Source organism: Streptomyces sp. NPDC111507, assembly GCF_055638955.1.
This window is the reverse complement of sequence record NZ_JBVKBU010000019.1, coordinates 56,906-72,127: the sequence shown is the minus strand read 5'-3', so window position 1 is coordinate 72,127 and position 15,222 is coordinate 56,906. Positions and strand designations below refer to the sequence as shown.

At 69.7% G+C, this 15,222-nt stretch carries 16 protein-coding genes; 9 read left to right on the top strand and 7 right to left on the bottom strand.

From position 1 onward, the window contains the following. The first annotated feature begins 64 nt into the window (after positions 1 to 64). Positions 65 to 529: a GatB/YqeY domain-containing protein gene (locus ACZ7M2_RS44260; protein WP_067374383.1), complete on the top strand. Its 465-nt coding sequence runs from the start codon at positions 65 to 67 to the stop codon at positions 527 to 529. Positions 530 to 759: 230 nt separating this feature from the next. Here the strand turns inward: ACZ7M2_RS44260 and ACZ7M2_RS44255 are convergent, their stop codons facing one another. Continuing rightward, complete coding sequence (locus ACZ7M2_RS44255; protein ID WP_471600119.1) at positions 760 to 3,066, bottom strand: transglycosylase domain-containing protein; 2,307 nt, start codon at positions 3,064 to 3,066, stop codon at positions 760 to 762. 408 nt (positions 3,067 to 3,474) lie between these two features. Here ACZ7M2_RS44255 and wblA point away from each other — a divergent pair, with 408 nt between their 5' ends. After that, positions 3,475 to 3,813 (top strand): transcriptional regulator WblA, encoded by a 339-nt coding sequence (gene wblA, locus ACZ7M2_RS44250; RefSeq protein ID WP_028799159.1) that lies wholly within the window; start codon positions 3,475 to 3,477, stop codon positions 3,811 to 3,813. A gap of 211 nt (positions 3,814 to 4,024) precedes the next feature. Here wblA and bagB read toward each other — a convergent pair whose 3' ends face one another. Both bagB and bagA read right to left on the bottom strand, forming a co-directional pair. Further along, positions 4,025 to 5,458, bottom strand: coding sequence for an ATPase BagB (gene bagB / locus ACZ7M2_RS44245; protein WP_471600118.1), 1,434 nt, complete (start codon positions 5,456 to 5,458; stop codon positions 4,025 to 4,027). Next, positions 5,455 to 6,432 carry an ATPase BagA gene (gene bagA / locus ACZ7M2_RS44240; protein ID WP_471600117.1) on the bottom strand — a complete coding sequence of 326 codons (978 nt, stop codon included), beginning with the start codon at positions 6,430 to 6,432 and terminating at the stop codon, positions 5,455 to 5,457. The genes bagB and bagA overlap by 4 nt, the downstream gene beginning before the upstream one ends. 95 nt (positions 6,433 to 6,527) lie before the next feature. Between bagA and ACZ7M2_RS44235 the strand changes: the two genes are divergently transcribed. The 4 genes from ACZ7M2_RS44235 (at position 6,528) to ACZ7M2_RS44220 (ending at position 8,960) form a co-directional block, all read left to right on the top strand. Then, positions 6,528 to 6,689, top strand: coding sequence for a DUF4177 domain-containing protein (locus ACZ7M2_RS44235; protein WP_075033571.1), 162 nt, complete (start codon positions 6,528 to 6,530; stop codon positions 6,687 to 6,689). After that, positions 6,686 to 7,156, top strand: a complete 471-nt coding sequence (locus ACZ7M2_RS44230) for a RidA family protein (RefSeq protein WP_054237401.1) — start codon at positions 6,686 to 6,688, stop codon at positions 7,154 to 7,156. Before ACZ7M2_RS44235 ends, ACZ7M2_RS44230 begins: the two co-directional genes overlap by 4 nt. Positions 7,157 to 7,263: 107 nt before the next feature. Continuing rightward, positions 7,264 to 8,133 (top strand): NUDIX hydrolase, encoded by an 870-nt coding sequence (locus ACZ7M2_RS44225; protein ID WP_471600116.1) that lies wholly within the window; start codon positions 7,264 to 7,266, stop codon positions 8,131 to 8,133. Beyond that, positions 8,130 to 8,960, top strand: coding sequence for an MBL fold metallo-hydrolase (locus ACZ7M2_RS44220; protein WP_352051317.1), 831 nt, complete (start codon positions 8,130 to 8,132; stop codon positions 8,958 to 8,960). The genes ACZ7M2_RS44225 and ACZ7M2_RS44220 overlap by 4 nt, the downstream gene beginning before the upstream one ends. A 115-nt stretch (positions 8,961 to 9,075) precedes the next feature. Here ACZ7M2_RS44220 and ACZ7M2_RS44215 read toward each other — a convergent pair whose 3' ends face one another. Continuing rightward, a complete protein-coding gene (locus ACZ7M2_RS44215; protein WP_006382668.1) occupies positions 9,076 to 9,750 on the bottom strand; it encodes a Crp/Fnr family transcriptional regulator in 675 nt (224 codons plus the stop codon). A gap of 303 nt (positions 9,751 to 10,053) precedes the next feature. On the opposite strand from ACZ7M2_RS44215, the gene nth reads away from it, so the two are divergent. From nth to ACZ7M2_RS44200, 3 genes are all read left to right on the top strand, one after another. After that, a complete protein-coding gene (nth, locus tag ACZ7M2_RS44210) occupies positions 10,054 to 11,193 on the top strand; it encodes an endonuclease III (RefSeq protein ID WP_471600115.1) in 1,140 nt (379 codons plus the stop codon). A 226-nt stretch (positions 11,194 to 11,419) separates the two neighbouring features. Continuing rightward, positions 11,420 to 12,079 carry an NUDIX hydrolase gene (locus ACZ7M2_RS44205; RefSeq protein WP_471600203.1) on the top strand — a complete coding sequence of 220 codons (660 nt, stop codon included), beginning with the start codon at positions 11,420 to 11,422 and terminating at the stop codon, positions 12,077 to 12,079. 13 nt (positions 12,080 to 12,092) lie between these two features. Next, complete coding sequence (locus ACZ7M2_RS44200) at positions 12,093 to 13,292, top strand: MarP family serine protease (protein ID WP_471600114.1); 1,200 nt, start codon at positions 12,093 to 12,095, stop codon at positions 13,290 to 13,292. 60 nt (positions 13,293 to 13,352) lie between these two features. On the opposite strand, the gene ACZ7M2_RS44195 is transcribed toward ACZ7M2_RS44200, so the two are convergent. The 3 genes from ACZ7M2_RS44195 to ACZ7M2_RS44185 form a co-directional block, all read right to left on the bottom strand. Then, positions 13,353 to 13,532 carry a hypothetical protein gene (locus tag ACZ7M2_RS44195; protein ID WP_075033566.1) on the bottom strand — a complete coding sequence of 60 codons (180 nt, stop codon included), beginning with the start codon at positions 13,530 to 13,532 and terminating at the stop codon, positions 13,353 to 13,355. A 150-nt stretch (positions 13,533 to 13,682) separates the two neighbouring features. After that, on the bottom strand, positions 13,683 to 14,633 hold the full coding sequence (locus ACZ7M2_RS44190) for an alpha/beta fold hydrolase (protein WP_471600113.1): 951 nt from the start codon (positions 14,631 to 14,633) through the stop codon (positions 13,683 to 13,685). Next, positions 14,630 to 15,106: a phage holin family protein gene (locus tag ACZ7M2_RS44185; protein WP_471600112.1), complete on the bottom strand. Its 477-nt coding sequence runs from the start codon at positions 15,104 to 15,106 to the stop codon at positions 14,630 to 14,632. The genes ACZ7M2_RS44190 and ACZ7M2_RS44185 overlap by 4 nt, the downstream gene beginning before the upstream one ends. Positions 15,107 to 15,222: the final 116 nt, after the last annotated feature.

Sequence of the window (15,222 nt, the reverse complement as noted above, 5' to 3'; positions counted from 1 at the left end):
GTCCCGGGGCACGGCACTGAAATCAGCAGGCGACCGCCGCACCACACCTGCGACAATCAACGGCATGACCACGCTCAAGTCGAAGCTGCAGGAAGACCTCAACGCCGCCATCAAGGAGCGCGACGAGCTCCGCTCCGCGACGCTCCGGCTGACCCTCACCGCGATCACCAAGGAGGAGGTCGCGGGCAAGACGAAGCGCGAGCTCTCCGACGACGAAGTACAGAAGGTGATCACCCGCGAGGCGAAGAAGCGCCGCGAGGCCGCGGACGCCTTCGCGCAGGGCGGGCGTCCCGAGTCGGCCGAGCGGGAGAAGGCGGAGGGGGAGGTCCTCGCCGCGTACCTGCCCAAGCAGCTGTCCGACGAGGAGCTCCAGCAGATCGTCGGGCAGGCCGTCGAGGAGGCCAGGGCGGCGGGTGCCGAGGGGCCGCGCGCCATGGGCCAGGTCATGAAGATCGTGAACCCGAAGGTCGCGGGGCAGGCCGAGGGCGGTCGTGTCGCCGCCGTGGTCAAGAAGCTGCTCGCGGGCTGAGTCCGAGAGGGACCGGAACCAGTAGCGGACGTAGAACCGGGACCCGTACCTGTACGACGGGACCTGTACCTGTACGAGTACCTGCACCCGCACGGGCACCCGCACTCGCACTCGCACCCACACCACCCCGCTCACCAAAAGCCGTCGGCCTCGGCGCTCCCGATAGGGGGAGCGCCGAGGCCGACGGCTGTGCTGGTGCCGTTCTCTGTCAGCGGCCGTGACGGGGTGGGTTACCCGTGACGACCCCCGTTGCCGTTCTGACCCTGAATGAAGCCCGAGGGGATCGAGAACGTGGGCGTCGGGAACCCGCCACCGTTCGTGTCACCTGTGCTGCCGTTGGCACCACTGATGGTGTTGCCGCTGATGGTGTTCCCGTTGATGGTGTTCCCACCGTTGTTGTTGCCGTTGTTGCCGTTATTGCTGCCGTTGTTCCCGTCGGTCGGGCCATGGCCGTCGTCCTTGGGCTTCTCGTCGGGAATGTCGACGAGGTTGAAGGACGGGGAGTCCTTGCCCGAGAGGGCGCCGGTCATGGCGTCCTTCCAGATGGGGCCCGGCACCTGACCGCCGTAGACGAGTTCGTGGTAGACGCCTCCGATGCGGATGCCCGTCATCTTGACGTTCTGCTTGGGGCTGCCGACCCAGACCGCGCCCGACAGGTTCGGCGTGTACCCGACGAACCAGGCGTTCTTGCGCTCGTCCGTCGTACCCGTCTTACCGGCGTTGTCGCGGTCGGAGAGGCCGGCCTGCTGACCCGTACCGGAGTCGATCACGCCCTGGAGCAGCGTGTTGACGGTGTCCGCGGTCTTCTCGGACATGGCCCGCGAGCAGGTCGACTTCGGGACCTCGAGCGACTTCTCCCTGCCGTCGGCCTTCTGGGTGATCGACTCGATGGCGATCGGCGTGCAGTACATGCCCCGAGAGGCGAAGGTGGCGTAGGCGCTCGCCATGGTCAGCGGGGAGATGCCCTTGGAGCCGAGGGTGATGGCGGGCACCTCGGGCAGCTTGTCGCCGTTGCCCTGCACGACGTGCAGCTTGTCGGTCAGCTTCACCACGGGGCAGATGCCGATGTCCGAGATCATCTGCACGAAGTAGGTGTTGACCGACTTGGCCATCGCCGTCTTCAGTGCGTACGGGCCCTTCTCCTCGGTGCTCTCGTTCGACAGCTTCTCGCCGGTCAGGTTGGTCCAGGGCTTGCTGCTGCACGTCTGTACGGGGCTGGGGTAGGCCATCTCGTACGGCGACGGGTACTGCTGGGTCGCCGGCCGGCCCTCCTCCAGCGCGGCCGCGGCCACGAACGGCTTGAAGGTCGAACCGGTCGGGAAGCCGTAGTTCGAACCGCCCATGTCACGGTCGACCGAGTAGTTGTACTCCGTCTCGTTCTTCCCGTAGCCGTACGGCCTCGACTGGCCCATGCCGACGATCTTCCCGGTGCCCGGCTCGACCAGGGTGGCCGCCGTGGCGACCGAGTCCGACTTGTTGACGTGGGACTTGATCGAGGACTGCACCGACTGCTGCGCCTGCGGGTCGAGCGTCGTACGGATGGTCAGGCCGCCCTGGTTCCAGAGCTTCGCCCGGGCCTCCTTGGTCTTGCCGAAGACCGGGTCGGTGAGGAACACGTTCTCCACGTACTTGCAGAAGAAGCTCGCGCCCTTGACCGCCGTGATGCAGCCGTTCTTCGGCTGGCTGACCTTCAGGCCGAGCTTCGCCTCCTTGGCCTTGTCGGCCTCCTGCTGGGAGATGTCGTGCACCTCGGCCATGCGCTGCAGCACGGTGTTGCGGCGCTTGGTGGCCTCCGCCTCGTCGTTCACCGGGTCGTACCGGCTGGGCGACTGGACGATGCCCGCGAGCAGCGCGGACTCCTGGAGGTTCAGGTCCTTGGCGGGCTTGGAGAAGTAACGCTGGGCGGCGGCCTCGATGCCGTAGGCCTGCTCGCCGAAGAACGTGATGTTCAGGTAGTTCTCGAGGATCTTCTTCTTGCCGAGCTTCTCTTCCAGCTGGATCGCGTACTTGAGCTCGCGGACCTTGCGGCCGAGGGTCTGCTGGGTGGCCTGGGCGACCTTCGTCGGGTCGTCGCCGGCCTCCTCCACGAAGTAGTTCTTCACCAGCTGCTGGGTGAGCGTGGAAGCGCCCTGGGCGACCCCGCCGTTCTGCGCGTTCTGGTTCAGGGCGCGCAGGACGCCCTTCAGGTCGATCGCGCCGTGCTGGTAGAAGCGGGAGTCCTCGATCGCGACGATCGCCTTCTGCATGTACGGCGAGATGTCCTTGAGGTCGACCACCGTGCGGTCGCGCGAGTAGACCGTCGCGATCTGACCGCCCTTGCTGTCCAGGATGGTGGTGCGCTGACTCAGCGCGGGACTCTTCAGGTTGTCGGGAATCTCGTCGAACCCCTGGACGGAACCCTTGGCCGCGAGACCGAGCGCGCCCGCTGCGGGCAGCGCGATTCCGGCCATGACTGCTCCAGCGAGCACGCTGACACCGAGGAACTTGGCGGCCTGCTGCGTTGGCGACAGACCACCGCCCGAGCGCTTCTTTGGCATAGGGGCAGCCTACGTTCTCATTCGCCGGACACGCGTATATGCCTTGGCCTAAGCTGCTCTCAACTGTCACAGCAGTATGGCCACGTATCAATACGTCCGGCGACCCCGAATCGTTCCGGAGGTTCCCCAACTTTTTTGGGGAGGTCGTGTCCGAATCAGCCTCATGCGTCACCTGGCGTCCGTTGTGACTCAACTGAACTGTCCCGCTTTGCCGGGATACTCACGTATGTCCGCCGCTCACTCCCCCGGGTGATCTGCCGCTTACGCATAGTCCGTTCGGGCCATTCAAGATTGGGCCCGCAGGGGGTGTTGCGCTGTGCCTGCCTTCCGTAACGTCCTCAACTGGCGGCGGTGAATATGCCGCTGCCGCCGTGGGGGAGCCTCGATTCGGGAGAGGACGGCGCCGGTATGGGCTGGGTAACCGACTGGAGTGCGCAGGCGGCCTGCCGCACTACCGATCCGGATGAACTGTTCGTTCAAGGAGCAGCGCAGAACAGGGCGAAGGCAGTGTGCACCGGATGTCCGGTACGCACGGAGTGCCTCGCCGATGCGCTCGACAACCGCGTCGAATTCGGCGTGTGGGGTGGCATGACGGAGCGGGAGCGTCGCGCATTGCTGCGCAGGCGTCCCACCGTCACCTCGTGGCGTCGCCTGCTGGAGACCGCGCGTACGGAGTACGAGCGCGGCGCGGGCCTGCTGCCCCTCGACGAGGAAGAGGTGTACGAGCGCTACGCGGCGGTGGGCTGAGGGCGCCACGGAGGGCGTCCCGCGGGGCCACCTCGGCCCGCGCCGGACCCACCCGCCGCCTCAGACCCACTCACCGCCTCGGACCCAACTTGCGTCAGGCCATCTCGGGCTTGCCGCCTCAGGCCACCTCGGGTCGGTCACGAGCTCATGACATGAACTCATGACCACGAGCTCTGCTCAAACCTGGCCCCGGGTCCGTGGACGGCGCCACTCAGGCGTCGGTTTCAGGCAGCTCCGGCCGGTTGGCCGCGAGCCGGTCTCCGATGTCCCGCAGTCCCGCGAGATCGTGTACGTCGCCGGGCAGCGCGGCCACTTCGGCAACCGCCACCTCCGGGTGGAGCGCGGCGAAGCGGTCACGCGTGCGCTGCTCGCGGGAGAGCAGCTGCATGCGCTCGGCGTGCAGCCTCAGCAGGCCTGCGGTGAATTGTTCGACGGTCCGGTGCGCGTGCGGCGGCGTGTCGATCGGTGCGTCGGTCCTGTCCGTGGCGTCTGTGCTGTCCGTGGCGGCGGGGGAGCCTTCATCGGAACCGTCGGAGCCGGCTGGACCTTCGGAGCCGTCGGGAGCTGATGTCTCGGAAGCGGGAGATTCTGAACTGCCGTACGTGTCGGGAGAGTTACGAAGTCCAGCTTTCCCGCCCTCCTGATCCACAATGCGGGCGTCGTCAAGATTTTCTACAGCTGTGGATTCAAGATCTTCCGCAGCCTCGGCATCGAGGTTCTCGGCGGCGGCCAGCGCCCGCTCGGCGGAGAGGTGGGCGGCACCGCTGCCGTGCACCCGGTTGAGTACGAGACCGGCGAACGGCATGTCCTCGGCCGCCAGCCGCTCCACGAAGTACGCGGCCTCGCGCAGCGCGTCCCGCTCCGGGGCCGCCACCACCAGGAACGCCGTCCCGGGCGCCTGGAGCAGCTTGTACGTGGCGTCCGCGCGCGTGCGAAAGCCCCCGAACGTCGTGTCCATCGCCGCCACGAACGTCTGCACGTCCTTCAGGAGTTGTCCCCCCAGCAGCTTCCCCAGGGTGCCGGTCATCATCGACATCCCGACGTTCAGGAACTTCATCCCCGCACGCCCGCCCAGCTTCGCCGGCGCCGTCAGGAGCCGGATCAGCCGTCCGTCGAGGAACGACCCGAGCCGCTTGGGCGCGTCCAGGAAGTCGAGCGCCGAGCGGGACGGTGGCGTGTCGACGACGATCAGGTCCCACTCGTCCCGGGCCCGCAGCTGCCCCAGTTTCTCCATCGCCATGTACTCCTGCGTGCCCGCGAAGCCCGCCGAAAGCGACTGGTAGAACGGGTTGTTCAGGATCACGGCCGCCCGCTCGCCGTCCGCGTGCGCCTCGACGATCTCGTCGAACGTGCGCTTCATGTCGAGCATCATGGCGTGCAGCTCGCCGCCCGCGGAGTCGTCGATGCCCTTCACCCGGCGTGGGACGTTGTCGAGAGAGTCGATGCCCATCGACTGGGCGAGGCGGCGCGCCGGGTCGATGGTGAGAACGACCACCTTGCGGCCCCGCTCGGCGGCGCGCAGCCCCAGGGCCGCCGCCGTGGTCGTCTTGCCGACACCGCCCGAGCCGCAGCACACCACGATGCGGGTGTCGGGGTCGTCGAGCAGTGGGTCGAGGTCGAGTACGCGGGCCGGGTCCAGACTCATGAGATCCCTTGAGTGCGCAGTTCCGTAGCGAGCTCGTACAGGCCCGCCAGGTCCATTCCCTCGGCGAGCAGGGGGAGTTCGTGCAGCGGGAGGTCCTGCTCGGTCAGGACGGCCCGCTGCTCGTGCTCCAGGGTGTGCCGTTCGGCGTACTCCTCGGCCTGCTCCAGGAGGGGCCCGACGAGCCGCTCGGCGTTCCCGCCGCGGCGGGCGCCGCCGAGCCCCGCCGCCGAGAGCGACTTGGCGACGGCGCTGCGCGCGACGGCGCCCGTGAGCTCCAGGTCGACGTCGTCCAGGAGCGCGGGCCGCACCATGTTCACGATGATCCGTCCCACCGGCAGCTTCGCGGCCCGCAGCTCGGCGATGCCGTCCGCGGTCTCCTGGACGGGCATCTCCTCCAGCAGCGTCACCATGTGCACCGCGGTCTCCGGCGACTTCAGGACGCGCATCACGGCCTGCGCCTGATTGTGTATCGGCCCGATCTTGGCGAGCCCCGCGACCTCGTCGTTGACGTTCAGGAAGCGGGTGATGCGGCCTGTGGGTGGCGCGTCCATGACGACGTAGTCGTACGCGAACCGCCCGCTCTTGTCCTTCCTGCGGACGGCCTCGCACGCCTTCCCCGTGAGGAGCACGTCCCTGAGACCGGGCGCGATGGTGGTCGCGAAGTCGATGGCGCCGAGCTTCTTCAGGGCCCGGCCGGCGCCGCCCAGTTTGTAGAACATCTGGAGGTAGTCCAGAAGGGCCAGTTCGGGGTCGATGGCGAGGGCGTACACCTCCCCGCCCCCCGGAGCGACGGCGATCTTCCGCTCCTCGTAGGGCAGCGCTTCTGTTTCGAAGAGCTGCGCGATGCCCTGTCTGCCCTCGACCTCGACGAGGAGGGTGCGCTTGCCCTCGGTCGCGAGGGCGAGCGCGAGGGCCGCGGCTACCGTGGTCTTGCCGGTACCGCCCTTGCCGCTGACGACCTGGAGCCTGCTCACGTCTTCGAGCCTAACCAGTCCGCCGCCGTACTACGCAGGAGGCTGTGGACAACGTGCGCGCGAGGCCCCCCGCGGCAACGACTACAGTCGGCGACATGACCAAGTGGGAATACGCAACCGTGCCGCTGCTCGTCCATGCCACGAAGCAGATTCTGGACACCTGGGGCGAGGACGGCTGGGAGCTCGTCCAGGTCGTGCCCGGGCCGAACAACCCCGAGCAGCTGGTGGCCTACCTGAAGCGCGAGAAGTCGGCATGAGCGGCGCCGTCGAGGCGAAGCTCGCGGAGCTCGGTCTGACGCTGCCGGGCGTCGTTCCGCCGCTGGCCGCCTATCAGCCCGCCGTGCAGTCCGGCGTGTACGTCTTCACCGCGGGGCAGCTGCCGATGGTGGACGGCAAGCTTCCGCTCACCGGCAAGGTGGGTGCGGAGGTCACGGCCGAGGAGGCCAAGGACCTGGCCCGCATCTGCGCGCTGAACGCGCTGGCCGCGGTCAAGTCCGTCGCGGGCGACCTCGACCGCATCGCGCGTGTCGTGAAGGTCGTCGGCTTCGTGGCCTCGGCCTCGGACTTCACCGGCCAGCCGGGTGTCCTGAACGGCGCGAGCGAGCTCCTGGGCGCGGCCCTGGGCGACAAGGGCGTCCACGCCCGCAGCGCGGTCGGCGTGGCCGTCCTCCCGCTGGACGCCCCGGTCGAGGTCGAGATCCAGGTGGAGCTGACGGAGGCGTAGGCGGTCGGGACCGGCGGCGGTTTTCCTCGCCCCCGCCGCCCCCACCCCCGGCCCGGGGATCCCCTGAGCCCCTCGAACATTCGCCCGGCTCGGGATAGCCTCCGGCCATGGCGAATGGGCAGTGGTATCCACCGGAGTGGCCCGAGCGGATCCGCGCGCTCGCGGAGGGCGCCCTGATCCCGGTACCCCCCAAGCGCGCGGCCACCGTCATGCTGCTCAAGGACACCCCCACCACCCCCGTGGTGCACATGCTGCGCAGACGCGCCTCCATGGCCTTCGCCGGAGGCGCGTACGCGTATCCGGGCGGCGGCGTGGACCCACGCGACGACGAGCACCAGATCCGCTGGGCGGGCCCCACGCGCGCGTGGTGGGCGAACAGGCTCGGCACCGACGAGACATCCGCCCAGGCCGTCGTCTGCGCGGCGGTCCGCGAGACGTACGAGGAGGCCGGTGTCCTGCTGGCCGGGCCCACCCCGGACACCGTGGTCGGCGACACCACCGGCGAGGACTGGGAGGCGGACCGCGCGGCCCTGGTCGCCCGTGACCTCTCCTTCGCCGAGTTCCTCGACCGCCGCGGACTCGTGCTCAGGTCCGACCTCCTGGGCGTCTGGACCCGCTGGATCACCCCGGAGTTCGAAAGCCGCCGCTACGACACCTGGTTCTTCGTGGCAGCCCTCCCGGAGGGCCAGCGCACCCGCAACGCCTCCACGGAGGCCGACCGCGCGGTCTGGATCCGCCCCGCGGACGCGGCGGACGGGTACGACAAGGGCGAGCTCCTGATGATGCCGCCCACCGTCGCGACCCTGCGCCAGCTCATCCCGTACGACAGCGCCGCCGACGTCCTCGCCGCCGCGCCCGCCCGTGATCTGACCCCCGTCCTGGCCAAGGCCCGCCTGGAGAACGGCGAAGTCGTCCTCGCCTGGCCGGGCCACGACGAGTTCACCAAGCACATCCCGACCGGTGGAGCCCCCGCATGACCGACGCCGCAGCCCTCCCAGGCCAGCCGCGAGGCGGGGTCCTCTCCGGCTCCGCCACCCCGCGCGCCGTCAACGTGCTCGCGCCCAACGCGTCCGCGATGACCCTGGACGGCACCAACACCTGGATCGTCTCCGAGCCGGACTCCGACCTCGCGGTGGTGATCGACCCAGGGCCCCTGGACGACGTACATCTGCGCAATGTCGTGGACACGGCCGAGAAGGCGGGCAAGCGGGTGGCGCTGACCCTGCTGACCCACGGGCACCCCGATCACGCCGAGGGCGCCGGGCGGTTCGCGGAACTGACGGACACGAAGGTGCGGGCGCTGGATCCGGCGCTGCGGCTCGGGGACGAGGGGCTGGCGCACGGGGACGTCATCGCCGTGGGCGGGCTCGAACTGCGTGTCGTACCGACCCCGGGCCACACCGCCGACTCGCTGTGCTTCCATCTCCCGGCCGATCGGGCGGTTCTGACGGGTGACACCATCCTCGGCCGCGGTACGACCGTCGTGGCCCACCCCGACGGCCGTCTGGGCGACTATCTGGACTCGCTGCGGCGCCTCAGGTCCCTGACTGTGGACGACGGCGTGCACACCGTGCTGCCGGGGCACGGGCCCGTCCTGGAGGACGCCCAGGGCGCGGTCGAGTTCTACCTCGCCCACCGCGCTCACCGCCTGGCCCAGGTCGAGACGGCGGTCGAGAGCGGCTACCGGTCGCCGGCCGAGGTCGTCGCGCACGTGTACGCGGACGTGGACCGCTCGCTGTGGCCGGCGGCGGAGCTGTCGGTCCGGGCGCAGATGGACTACCTCCGGGAACACGGCCTCATCTAGGCGCCAGGGAGCGTCCGGGCGGCCGGTGGGGGCCCGTGCGACACCAGGGATACGAGAAGGGCCCCGCTGTGCGGCGAGGCCCTTCAGGTGCGTCGAAAGCCGGCGCGCGGTGCGGTCAGCGCGAGCGCTTCGCGAGGCGCTCCACGTCCAGCAGGATGACCGCGCGGGCCTCCAGCCGGAGCCAGCCGCGGCCCGCGAAGTCGGCGAGCGCCTTGTTGACCGTCTCGCGGGACGCGCCGACCAGCTGGGCCAGCTCTTCCTGCGTGAGGTCGTGCACGACGTGGATGCCCTCCTCCGACTGCACGCCGAAGCGGCGGGAGAGGTCGAGGAGCGCGCGGGCCACGCGGCCGGGCACGTCCGAGAAGACCAGGTCGGACATCTGGTCGTTGGTCTTGCGCAGGCGCCGGGCGACGGCGCGCAGCAGCGCGGCGGCCACCTCGGGCCGCGCGTTCAGCCAGGGCTGGAGGTCGCCGTGGCCGAGGCCGAGCAGCTTGACCTCGGTCAGCGCGGTGGCGGTCGCCGTGCGCGGGCCCGGGTCGAACAGCGACAGTTCGCCGATGAGCTCACCGGGGCCCAGGACGGCCAGCATGTTCTCGCGGCCGTCGGGTGAGGTGCGGTGGAGCTTCACCTTGCCCTCGGTGACCACGTAAAGGCGGTCACCGGGGTCGCCCTCGTGGAAGAGAGCGTCGCCGCGTGCGAGGGTCACCTCACTCATGGAGGCGCGGAGCTCCGCGGCCTGCTCATCATCGAGCGCCGCGAAGAGCGGGGCGCGCCGCAGAACGTCGTCCACGAGTTCTCTCCTTGTCGACCTGCTCAGGGGATCTTGCTCCCCCGTGATACCAGGGGAGCGTGTTCCCCATCTTGCTGGACGGTCCAAACAGTGTGATCAGTCACAAGTCTGCCGCACTGGCGTGCCGGGCAGTGCGGCAGGGGGCCAATTGGGGGCTGATCTTCTGGGTCCGGAGCGGATGTCGGTGGGGGGCTTTAGGCTGGCCGGGTGTCCAAATCGCCGGTGAGAGCACAGGCCAAGGGGGCTGGGCGGGTGGTTGTACGTCGCGATTCCGCTGTGGGCGAACAGAGTTCCGCCGAAAGTATGAAAACGACAAAAGCGACAAAATCGACGCCGGTGAAGCCGGTCGCGAAGAAGGCCGCGAAGAAGGCTGCCAAAAAGGCGACAGCCACGACCGGGAAGACGACAGGCGTGACCAAGAAGGCGACGGCCACGATCACGAAGGCGGCGGCTGCTTCCAAGAAGGAGGCACCGGCCAAGAAGGCGGCGCCTGCCAAGACGGCGGCCAAGAAGGCGGCGCCTGCCAAGACGGCGGCCAAGAAGGCGGCGCTTGCCAAGACGGCGGCCAAGAAGGCGGCGCTTGCCAAGACGGCCGCCAAGAAGGCGGCGCCTGCCAAGAGCGTGGCCAAGAAGGCTGCCCCGGCCCAAGCCGCCCCCAAGAAGGCGACCGTCGAGTCCCACGCCGCTCTCGTGCGCCGCGCCCGCCGCATCAACCGCGAGCTCGCCGAGGTGTACCCGTACGCCCACCCGGAGCTGGACTTCGAGAACCCCTTCCAGTTGGTGATCGCCACGGTCCTGTCGGCCCAGACGACCGACCTGCGGGTGAACCAGACGACGCCGGGGCTCTTCGCCAAGTACCCCACGCCTGAGGACCTCGCCGCGGCGAATCCGGAGGAGGTCGAGGAGATTCTTCGGCCGACCGGTTTCTTCCGGGCCAAGACCAAGTCGGTGATAGGCCTCTCCAAGGCCCTGCTGGAGGACTTCGGGGGCGAGGTCCCCGGCCGCCTCGAAGACCTCGTCAAGCTCCCCGGCGTAGGCCGCAAGACCGCCTTCGTCGTCCTGGGCAACGCTTTCGGGCGCCCCGGCATCACCGTGGACACCCACTTCGGCCGGCTCGTGCGCCGCTGGCAGTGGACCGACGAGACCGACCCGGACAAGGTCGAGGCCGCCGTCGGCGCGCTCTTCCCGAAGAGCGAGTGGACGATGCTCTCGCACCACGTGATCTTCCACGGCCGCCGCATCTGCCACGCCCGTAAGCCCGCGTGCGGCGCCTGCCCCATCGCCCCGCTCTGCCCCGCCTACGGGGAGGGCGAGACGGACCCGGAGAAGGCGCGCAAGCTCCTGAAGTACGAGAAGGGCGGCTTCCCCGGCCAACGCCTCAACCCGCCGCAGTCCTACCTGGACGCAGGCGGCATCCCGGCACCCCCACTGGGCGCCGGATGACGGAACGAACACGGCGCCGCCCGGCGTTGGGGAGAGCAGAACGGGGGTGGCGATGACGCACGCGAGCAACACGCACAACAGGCACGACGAGCCGGACACACACCGCACGCAGAACGAGACGGGGACGCACGGCACGCAGAACGAGACGGGCTCTCACCGCACATACGACGGACCCGGCGCACACCACCGCACCCACGAAGGCCCCGCCTCGCACAACGGCCGGGTCGTGGTGACCAAGGACGGTCTGCCCGCCTGGCTCGACCCGGTGGTGCACGCCGTGGAGACCGTGGAACCGCTCCAGCTGAGCCGCTTCCTGCCGCCGGCCAACGGCGCGGGGCGCCAGTCCGCCGTGCTCATCCTCTTCGGCGAGGGCGCCCGCGGCCCGGAGCTGCTGCTGATGGAGCGTGCCAGCTCCCTGCGCTCGCACGCGGGGCAGCCCTCGTTCCCCGGCGGCGCCCTCGACCCGCAGGACGGTGACCCGAAGGCCGACGGGCCGCTGCGGGCCGCGCTGCGGGAGGCCGAGGAGGAGACCGGGCTCGACCCGAGCGGCGTCCAGCTCTTCGGCGTGCTGCCGAAGCTCTACATCCCGGTGAGCGGCTTCGTGGTCACCCCGGTCCTGGGCTGGTGGCGCGAGCCGACCCCGGTCGGCGTGGTCGATCCGGCCGAGACGGCCCGGGTCTTCACGGTCCCCGTGGCGGATCTCACGAACCCCGTCCACCGTGCGACGACCGTGCACCCCAGCGGTCACCGAGGTCCGGCATTTCTGGTCGAATCGGCCCTGGTCTGGGGCTTCACCGCGGGGATCATCGACCGCCTGCTGCACTACGCGGGCTGGGAGCTGCCCTGGGACCGCGAGAAGCAGGTCCCGCTCGACTGGCGCGCATGACAGGGTGGCCCCCGTGAACGTGCTGGACATCCTGTTGCTGGTCGCCGCCGTGTGGTTCGCGATCGTGGGCTACCGCCAGGGCTTCGTCGTCGGCATCCTGTCGGTGATCGGCTTCCTGGGCGGCGGCCTCGTCGCCGTCTATCTGCTCCCCGTCATCTGGGGTGCCCTGACAGACGACTCCAAGGTGAGTACGACCGCCGCCGTGGTCGCGGTGATCGTCGTGATCGTCTGCGCCTCCGTCGGCCAGGCCCTCACCACCCACCTGGGCAACAAGCTGCGCCGGTACATCACCTGGTCCCCGGCCCGCGCCCTGGACGCGACCGGCGGCGCCCTCGTCAACGTCGTCGCGATGCTCCTGGTCGCCTGGCTGATCGGTTCGGCCCTCGCGGGCACGACGCTGCCGACGCTCGGCAAGGAGGTCCGCGGCTCCAGGGTGCTCCACGGCGTCTCCGGTGCCCTGCCCTCCCAGGCCGACACCTGGTTCGCCGACTTCTCCTCGGTCCTCGCGCAGAACGGCTTCCCGCAGGTCTTCAGCCCGTTCGCCAACGAACCCATCACCGACGTCCGGCCCCCCGACCCGGCGCTCGCGAACAGCCCCGTCGCCCTCCGCGCCCAGAAGTCCATCGTCAAGGTGATGGGCACCGCGCAGAGCTGCGGCAAGGTCCTCGAGGGCAGCGGCTTCGTCTTCGGCAACCGCCGCGTGATGACCAACGCGCACGTGGTCGGCGGGGTCGACGAGCCCACCGTCCAGATCGGCGGCGAGGGCAGGAAGTACGACGCCAAGGTCGTCCTGTACGACTGGGAGCGCGACATCGCCGTACTCGACGTACCGAACCTGAACGCGCCCGCGCTCCAGTTCACCGCCAAGGACGCGGCGAGCGGCAACAACGCGATCGTCGCGGGCTTCCCGCAGAACGGCGCGTACAACGTCCAGCCCGCGCGCGTGCGCGGCCGCATCACGGCCAACGGCCCGGACATCTACCACCGCGGAACCGTGCGCCGCGACGTCTACTCGCTCTACGCGACCGTGCGCCAGGGCAACTCGGGCGGCCCGCTGCTCACGCCCGACGGCAAGGTGTACGGAGTGGTCTTCGCGAAGTCCCTCGACGACGCCAACACCGGGTACGCGCTCACCGCGGACGAGGTCCAGCCGGACGCCACCAAGGGCCGTACGGCCGATCAGCAGGTGGACAGCGACAGCTGCGCGCTCTGAGAGCGAAGGGTGAGGGGCCGCTCCGGGAGCGAAGGGTGACGGGCGGCGGCGTGCGGGGCCTCAGCCTCGTGGGTGACGCAGCCGTACCGAAACCCAGCGGGCCCGGCGGCGCAAAATGCGCGGGATCCCCACTTGGGGGTCCGCGCCCGGCAACTGCGGGGTGCCCCTCTGATGGGAGCTCAGGCCCGTCGCCGAGCGGCGGTTGCGTGGTGCGTCACTGTAGTCGTGCGTCCAGCCCATACCTCGACGTCTGCCCCTGCCCCAAGGTCGATAACCTCGCCCGAGCCCCCCAATTGGCCTATGCGCGAGGCATTTGGCTGTTCGTAGGACACGCGTTCGTGTCCGCATACCGGGCGGGCCACGGGCCGCAATCGGACAGTCACCGACGGGTCACCGGTCAGGCTCGGGATCCTTCAGCCAGTTGACCAATTCGGTCGAAAACGCCACCGGGTCCTCTTCGTGGGGGAAGTGCCCGAGACCGTCGAACAGCCGCCAACGGTACGGTGCTTCGACGTACTCCCCGGAACCCGCCGCACTCCGTGTCCGCATCACCGGATCGAGCGATCCGTGCAGATGCAGCGTCGGCACCCGGACCGGCCGCTTCATGCGCCGGTTGAACTGGATCCCGTCCGGTCGCGCCATCGAACGGACCATCCACCGATAGGGCTCGATCGAACAATGCGCCGTCGACGGGATGCACATGGCGCGGCGGTACGTCTCCACGGCCTCGTCGTCAGGCTGTCGCGGCCCCGACCAGTCCCGTACCAGACGACCCACCAGGGCGCCGTCGTCGGCGACGAGTTGGCGCTCCGGGATCCAGGGCCGCTGGAACCCCCAGATGTACGAACCCGCCGCCGACTGCTTGACGTCGGAGAGCATGGCCGAGCGCCAGCGCCGCGGGTGCGGCATGGACGACACGGCGAGCCGGCGGACGAGCTTGGGGCGCATCACGGCCGCCGTCCACGCCAGATAGCCGCCCAGGTCGTGTCCGACCAGCGCGGCGTCGGGCTCACCCAGGGACCGTACGACCCCGGTGATGTCGAGCGCGAGGTTGGCGGGGTCGTAACCGCGCGGCGTGCGGTCGCTGCCGCCGACGCCACGCAGATCCATGGCCACGGCCCGGAAGCCCGCGTCCGCGAGCGCCACCATCTGCCGGCGCCAGGTCCACCAGAACTGCGGGAAGCCGTGCAGCAGCAGGACGAGCGGCCCGTCGCCCATCTCGGCGATGTGGAAGCGCGCGCCGTTGGCGGCGACGTCCCGGTGGGTCACTTCTCTCCCGCCGGGGATGTCGAGCCGCACGACTGAGGTGGCTTGCGCCGAAGGTGTGGCGGGGTCCGTCATGACGTCGAGCGTGCCACAACCTCGACCGCGTCACTCACAGGGGCGGTCCGGGGGTGAGGTTTGGCGTTCTGAAGCACACTCGCGGTCTCCTTGACCGAGGCGGCGACCTTCTGCGGGCCCTTGCCCTTTTTCGCCTTCTTCGCGAAGACCAGGCCGATCAGCGCGAGGACGCCGGCGACCAGCACGTTCGCGGCGAACGACAGGACGAAGCAGATCGCGAGATTCCAGTGGCTCCAGGTCCGGATGCCGTATGCCAGGGCGAAGTTCAGCATCGGGAGGGAGAAGATCAGCACCGCTCCGGCCGCGGAGAACGCGCCGCCGCTGGCCGCGCCGCGCTTGACGTCCCGCTTGAGCTGCGCCTTCGCCAGTGCGATCTCGTCGTGCACCAGTGCGGACATCTCGGTCGTCGCCGAGGCGAACAACTGGCCGATGCTGCGTTCGGCGCCGACCGGGCTGCCGTCGGGTGCGCTCATCGCGGACTCCCTCTTCTGTATGTGCCTGCTCTGTACGGGCTGCTCTGTACGGTCCGGCTGCCAACGGTGCCGGCACGGTCCCGACCATCCGGCCCTGACCATCCCGTTCTGCTCAG

What these genes read in the sequence shown, in the direction of transcription:
- ACZ7M2_RS44220 (WP_352051317.1), top strand. Translation starts at nt 8,130, where the DNA reads ATGACCGACGCCGCAGCCCTCCCAGGCCAGCCGCGAGGCGGGGTCCTC.
- ACZ7M2_RS44235 (WP_075033571.1), top strand. Translation starts at nt 6,528, where the DNA reads ATGACCAAGTGGGAATACGCAACCGTGCCGCTGCTCGTCCATGCCACG.
- nth (WP_471600115.1), top strand. Translation starts at nt 10,054, where the DNA reads ATGAAAACGACAAAAGCGACAAAATCGACGCCGGTGAAGCCGGTCGCG.
- ACZ7M2_RS44255 (WP_471600119.1), bottom strand. Translation starts at nt 3,066, where the DNA reads ATGCCAAAGAAGCGCTCGGGCGGTGGTCTGTCGCCAACGCAGCAGGCC.
- ACZ7M2_RS44185 (WP_471600112.1), bottom strand. Translation starts at nt 15,106, where the DNA reads ATGAGCGCACCCGACGGCAGCCCGGTCGGCGCCGAACGCAGCATCGGC.
- ACZ7M2_RS44225 (WP_471600116.1), top strand. Translation starts at nt 7,264, where the DNA reads ATGGCGAATGGGCAGTGGTATCCACCGGAGTGGCCCGAGCGGATCCGC.
- ACZ7M2_RS44230 (WP_054237401.1), top strand. Translation starts at nt 6,686, where the DNA reads ATGAGCGGCGCCGTCGAGGCGAAGCTCGCGGAGCTCGGTCTGACGCTG.
- ACZ7M2_RS44260 (WP_067374383.1), top strand. Translation starts at nt 65, where the DNA reads ATGACCACGCTCAAGTCGAAGCTGCAGGAAGACCTCAACGCCGCCATC.
- ACZ7M2_RS44190 (WP_471600113.1), bottom strand. Translation starts at nt 14,633, where the DNA reads ATGACGGACCCCGCCACACCTTCGGCGCAAGCCACCTCAGTCGTGCGG.
- bagB (WP_471600118.1), bottom strand. Translation starts at nt 5,458, where the DNA reads ATGAGTCTGGACCCGGCCCGCGTACTCGACCTCGACCCACTGCTCGAC.
- ACZ7M2_RS44195 (WP_075033566.1), bottom strand. Translation starts at nt 13,532, where the DNA reads ATGGGCTGGACGCACGACTACAGTGACGCACCACGCAACCGCCGCTCG.
- wblA (WP_028799159.1), top strand. Translation starts at nt 3,475, where the DNA reads ATGGGCTGGGTAACCGACTGGAGTGCGCAGGCGGCCTGCCGCACTACC.